This window comes from Flavitalea flava (assembly GCF_054461575.1).
Genome location: NZ_JBTLQH010000102.1, coordinates 1 through 5545, shown reverse-complemented (window position 1 = coordinate 5545; position 5545 = coordinate 1). Strand labels below are relative to the sequence as shown.

The window sequence follows — 5545 nt, the reverse complement described above, 5'->3', positions numbered from 1 at the left end:
GCCTTACCCTTCAACCTTTTACATCGGTTGTTTTATTTAAAAAATAGGTGTATCTTTGTCTATAGCCCCATAACACAAGTCCCTTCTAAAAATCCTCATTAGAAGCCGGATTTGCTCTGTACGTTCAATCTCCTATGATTGTGTCAGTATTTTCAATACCCTGACGCCATTTCCTATGATTCAATCCGTTAATCATTTTTTTCAACAATTCAACCTCTAAGTATGAATGTGACCACACTTTCAAAAAAAGGCTTGTACTATGCCGGCCTGATCCTGATCATCCTAAACGCCTGTAAAAAAGAAAAATCCGCGGATATCCCTTTTAAAGACCCGGTGGCCCTGGACGCCACGAATATCACGCCCAATTCTTTTACGGCCAACTGGGAAAAAGACGGAGCGGCCAGTCACAATTTGTATATCGCTACGGACAGCAATTTTACGAACCCGGTGGGAGGATATAATCCCCAATCTGTAAAATTCGATTCTGCCAATATCGGCAGCCTTACCCCCAATACGGATTATTATTACAAACTCGTAGGCATAAACGCCCAGGGCAAACTATCCCTGACCTCCAATATCATTCATGTAAAGACACCGGATCCTACAGACGATCGTTTTGTCTACATTGGAAGCGGCGATAAAAATTTATATTGTTTTTATGCGGGTACGGGCGCGAAGGTTTGGGCATTTCCAACGCAGGGAGATGTCGAATCCAGTGCAACTATCAGCGGAGGCATTTTATATTTCGGCAGTACCGATCAACGTTTATATGCCCTTGACCCGGTTACCGGAGTCAAACAATGGAATTTCCTGACCGGAGGCGCTGTAATTTCCAGTGCGACGGTTGGTACGGATGGAGTTTACATCGCCAGCTATAGCGGAACCATATATGGCGTCAATAAGAACAATTCCAAAAAATGGTCGGTAGCGCCTTCAGGCGTTTCGCAGATCTTTTCGAGCCCTGTATTTAGTAATGGAATGGTTTATATCGGCGGCCAGGACAAAAATGTCTACGCGTTTAATTCCACCACCGGTGCTACCGTTTGGACTGTCGCTACCGGCGATTCCATCAATTCAAGCCCGGCCGTTAGCAATGGGATCGTCTATATCGGAAGTTTCGACAAATACCTGTATGCATTGGACGCTGCGACTGGCGCTCAAAAATGGAAGTTTGCCACGGGCGATAGTATCTTGTCCAGCCCTACCATCAGCAACGGAATTGTTTATGTTGGAAGTTTTGACGGTAAGTTATATGCCCTCGATGCGGTGACCGGTGCAAAAAAATGGAGTACGGCAACCACCGGACGCGTGGGTTCGAGCCCAACGGTCAGTAACGGTGTCGTGTACATGGGAAGTTATGATAACAAATTGTATGCATTCGATGCGGCGACCGGCGCCATAAAATGGAGCACGGCGACCGGCGGAAGGGTACTGTCCAGTCCAACGGTCAGCGGTTCGACGGTATATGCCGGCAGTTATGATAACAAGCTATATGCTTTCTCGGCGTCGACCGGCGCCGTCAAATGGACGGCTGCGACGGGCGGTACCATACGTCTGTCTTCGCCGACGGTTTTGACCTTTCCCGGGAATGTAATTCTGCCGGGTATAAGCGGTGACGTTCAATAGGCTGCTATACAAATGCGGCCCTGTTGATTGAACAGCATTCTTGCAGTATATTTGAAGGCAATATGGTAAAGAGCGAAAAGCCTGTTAGGGTATTATGGTTTGCGAATACCCCGGGATTAAGTCAGCATCATCTTAATAATAAGATAGCCGGAGGAGGATGGATCTCTTCCCTCCAGAACGGAGTTGAAAATTTATCGGGTGTCGAGCTGGGCTTTGTTTTTTATAACGAGGGCCGGCTCGCCCCTTTTAAGGGAGGTAAAACACACTATTACCCGGTAAGGAAAATGGGGTTTACTAAAAAGAAAAGGCTGCTTCACAGAATAACCGGAAAGACGGAATATGACGAGAATCTACCCGATTTCCTTCGGATCATTGAAGATTTTAAGCCGGATATCATTCATGTTCATGGAACTGAGAATTCTTTCGGTCTCATCGTCGACCGGATAAAGGATATTCCGATCGTGGTTTCCATCCAGGGAAACCTTACGGTCTATGAAAAGAAATATTTTTCCGGCATGAATATGCCGGGTCTTTTCCGGCAAATACGGGCAGGTTATCCTTTTTTCAGCGCCGATTTCGCAATATGGCAGAAAAGGGCACGCACTGAACGGGAAATCCTGAAAAAGACAAAATATGTTTTTGGAAGGACGGACTGGGACCGGCGTATCTGTTTGGTTATGGCACCGGACGCCCGGTATTTTCATGTGGACGAAGTCATGCGTGCGCCTTTTTACCAACTGAAATGGCAACCCCAATCCAATCCTGCTCCGGTCTTTTTCACGACCTGCAGCGCCTCTTTGTACAAAGGTTTCGAAACGATCATCGATACGGCATGCCTGCTGGTTAGCAATCGGTTTTCGTTTACCTGGCAGGTCGCGGGGCTAAGGGAAGACGATGCGTTGGTTAAGCTGGTCAAAAAAGAAAAAGGGATAGACAACCTGGAGGCGCTTAATATCCGGTTAGTGGGACAACTATCGGGAGAAGAGTTGGCCGGGAGTCTGTTACAGTCGAATGTATATGTCCAGGTGTCCCATATCGAAAATAGCCCAAATAGTCTTTGTGAAGCCATGCTCGCCGGCATACCCGTTATCGCTTCTTTTGCCGGGGGGACGGCTTCGCTCATGCAGGACAGGATCAACGGGACCCTGGTTCAAAACGCCGATCCGTATGTGCTGGCCGGAGGGCTTATGGAGATGAGTAAAAGCCCGGAAGCCTTCATCAGGATGGCAGAGGAAGCATCCCGGGCGGCGCATAAAAGACATGATGTCCGGACTGTTATCGGTCAATTACAGGTAGCTTACGAGAAGATCATTCAAGACTATCAATTAACCAGGGCATTTAAGCATTAACGAAAGAAAATGAGCACATTTGGCAGAAAACTGTTCCATGGTATTGATTCCTTTAAGCTGAGGGTAAAACTCCTGTCAGGCCACTATTATTTTTTTATCAATCAATGCCGCGGCGTTGAGTTCCTGGGCTCTTCCCAATTTATTGGCCGGCCGAAATTTAAACTCTATCCGGGTACGAAAGTGATCATTGGTAAAAACTGCAAATTCATATCCGGACACACGGATAACCTAATCGGCATCAACCGGCCCTGTATCCTTTCGGCAACGAATGCGGGAACGGAAATCCGGATCGGGGAAAATTCTGGTTTTAGCGGTACCGTTATCGGTGCCTTTGCCGGAATTACAATCGGTGATCACGTGAAGTGCGGGGCCAACACCCTGATCACCGATTCTGACTGGCACCCTGAAGACCCGCGCAGCGGTCCCCCCTCGCCCATCTTTATCGGAGATAATGTATGGCTGGGTGTCAACTGCGTTGTTTTAAAGGGGGTTAGGATCGGGAACAATGCGGTGATCGGGGCAAATAGCGTGGTTACCAAAGATATTCCCGCTGGTACGATCGCAGCTGGCAATCCCTGCAAAGTAATCAGGGAGCTCTAAAAGGGTATCAGGGAGCAGTAAATGTATAATCCCTTATTTTTTTGGCTGGAACTCCTCCGTATACGGTAAAAGGTTCTACGTCTTTGGTGACGACAGAGCCTGCGGCCACCACGGCGCCTTCTCCGATTGTTACACCGGGCATGATGGTGCTGTTCATTCCAATGAATGCTCCTTTTTTAATCAGGACTTTACCAATGATCTCTTTTCCTTCATTGTACTTACGGGAAAGATCATGAGCGATCACCACACACATGGTCGTGATCGTGGCCTCGTCCTCAATCGTGATGAGTTCGGGGCGGCGGTTATCGATCAGCACCATATAGCCGATCTCTACTTTTTTTCCAATACTTACTCCTTTCATCCGGTGAAAGCTGGTCCGGAACTTTTTCCAGGGCAGGAACCAGGCGGGCCATTGAAGTATATTCCTCCAGAACCGTTTTAATTTCGAAACGGTCATTCCAAATCCGACATCTACTACTTGTTTCATTATACGGGGGTATAAAGGATGAATTATTTGCAATTATAGAACGAATAGTTGATCTGACGATGATCAACTTACCTGATCTTCAACGTACTTTCATACACCTTTTCATATTGGGCAGCGATCGTCGACCACAGATATTTGGTTTTTAGGGTCGTATAGGCTTTTTCAGCATAAGCCCCCATCTCCTGCGGATGGTCCAGCGCCCAGCCCAGCTTAACCGCCAGATCCTTATCAGACTCCGTTTGGAAGAACAACATTTCATCCTTATCAAAGATATCCGTATTCTGTACGATATCGGAGCAGATCACAGGGGTCTGCAGGGAGGCCACTTCCAGAAGCATCATCGACATCGCTTCAATAGTAGACGGGAAAATAAAGAGCCTGGCATGGGCGATATAGGCATTCAGTAAATTCTTGTCCTTAATAAGCCCTCTGAATTCGACATCGAGGCCCGAAGCCAGTTCCAATGTCTCTTCGGTATATTTTTTATGCTGGGTAAGATCACCCAGGACGATCAGTTTTCCTTTAAATTGGTTCTGCCGCAACGCTGACAGCAGGAAATGCAGTCCTTTTATCGGAAGTATCCTTCCGGCTGCGAACAGGATATAGTCTTTTTCCACGAGTCGTTCTGTGTGCTCCGGTCTTTCACCATCCTTTGCCCTTTCGCCGGAAGGGGAAGCTAACGAAGGAGGGGTGATGCCATTAGGGATATAAGACACTCTTTGCGCAGGGATCATTTTTGTGTAATGACTAATAAGGCTTTTGGAGACAACCGTAAGGTGATTGGAAAGATGCGCCTGGAACCATTCATTCATTTTAAAATAAGGATAGGCCCATTTCTTCCACTTCCCGTTCGTATACGTTATGCCATGACTGGTGGCAATAACTTTAAATCGCAGACGGAGTAAAAGAAGGATAAAGGCGCCATCCATCTGGTGCAGGTGTACGCCATCGTATTTGCGGGTGAACACCGCATGGAAGGCGGAAACAATATAATAGTAAAAAACATTCAATGCCTTTATAGGGAATTTGGCCAGGACGATCTGATGGGCTCCTTTATAGAACCCTTTATGGTCCGTAGCTGCCGCTGTGGCATAGACGGTAAAATCATATTTCCCGGATAACTGTTCCAGGAGATTGTCCACTACATTTGCCGCCCCTCCGAAGGGTGGGAGACCCTTTACCCCGATGATCGCGATTCTTTTTTTAGGCATGTCTTTTTTATCCATGTTTTTGTTCCTGATAAAGGGTGGAATAAGCGTCCAATATCGTATTCCAGCCAAATGTCCGTATCGTGTTCTGCCGGAGTGCTGAAGGATCCAGAAGCAGTCTCTCTATGTTCTCCAGTGACCGGTCTTTCAGCGTATGGATAAATATACCCGTTTCTTCGCTGAGATAATCCGTAACCCCCGGAATGCGGTTGACCAGGATCGTCTTACCCATCGACAGCGCTTCCAGGATGGAATTATTGGCAGTGGCGAAAAGC

Annotated in this window: 6 protein-coding genes; 3 read left to right on the top strand and 3 right to left on the bottom strand. The window is 47.2% G+C overall.

Annotated elements, in window-relative coordinates; all coding sequences use genetic code 11:
• Nucleotides 1-222: 222 nt before the first annotated feature.
• The 3 genes from ACX0G9_RS31510 (at nt 223) to ACX0G9_RS31500 (ending at nt 3575) form a co-directional block, all read left to right on the top strand.
• Nucleotides 223-1626 (top strand): outer membrane protein assembly factor BamB family protein, encoded by a 1404-nt coding sequence (locus ACX0G9_RS31510; RefSeq protein ID WP_459068977.1) that lies wholly within the window; start codon nt 223-225, stop codon nt 1624-1626.
• 62 nt (nt 1627-1688) lie between these two features.
• The gene (locus ACX0G9_RS31505; protein ID WP_459068976.1) at nt 1689-2975 is read left to right on the top strand and encodes a glycosyltransferase family 4 protein; all 1287 of its coding nucleotides are present in this window, start codon (nt 1689-1691) and stop codon (nt 2973-2975) included.
• Between the two features lie 9 nt (nt 2976-2984).
• Nucleotides 2985-3575 (top strand): acyltransferase, encoded by a 591-nt coding sequence (locus ACX0G9_RS31500; RefSeq protein ID WP_459068975.1) that lies wholly within the window; start codon nt 2985-2987, stop codon nt 3573-3575.
• A gap of 7 nt (nt 3576-3582) precedes the next feature.
• Here ACX0G9_RS31500 and ACX0G9_RS31495 read toward each other — a convergent pair whose 3' ends face one another.
• From ACX0G9_RS31495 to ACX0G9_RS31485, 3 genes are all read right to left on the bottom strand, one after another.
• Nucleotides 3583-4062: an acyltransferase gene (locus ACX0G9_RS31495; RefSeq protein ID WP_459068974.1), complete on the bottom strand. Its 480-nt coding sequence runs from the start codon at nt 4060-4062 to the stop codon at nt 3583-3585.
• 68 nt (nt 4063-4130) lie between these two features.
• On the bottom strand, nt 4131-5273 hold the full coding sequence (locus tag ACX0G9_RS31490) for a glycosyltransferase family 4 protein (protein WP_459068973.1): 1143 nt from the start codon (nt 5271-5273) through the stop codon (nt 4131-4133).
• A gap of 7 nt (nt 5274-5280) precedes the next feature.
• Nucleotides 5281-5545 (bottom strand): hypothetical protein (locus ACX0G9_RS31485; RefSeq protein ID WP_459068972.1); only part of this gene is annotated, 265 nt, incomplete at its 5' end.

Bases quoted from the DNA above. Each gene is read 5' to 3' on its own strand.
- ACX0G9_RS31490 (WP_459068973.1), bottom strand. From the start codon at position 5,273: ATGCCTAAAAAAAGAATCGCGATCATCGGGGTAAAGGGTCTCCCACCC.
- ACX0G9_RS31510 (WP_459068977.1), top strand. From the start codon at position 223: ATGAATGTGACCACACTTTCAAAAAAAGGCTTGTACTATGCCGGCCTG.
- ACX0G9_RS31505 (WP_459068976.1), top strand. From the start codon at position 1,689: ATGGTAAAGAGCGAAAAGCCTGTTAGGGTATTATGGTTTGCGAATACC.
- ACX0G9_RS31500 (WP_459068975.1), top strand. From the start codon at position 2,985: ATGAGCACATTTGGCAGAAAACTGTTCCATGGTATTGATTCCTTTAAG.
- ACX0G9_RS31495 (WP_459068974.1), bottom strand. From the start codon at position 4,062: ATGAAACAAGTAGTAGATGTCGGATTTGGAATGACCGTTTCGAAATTA.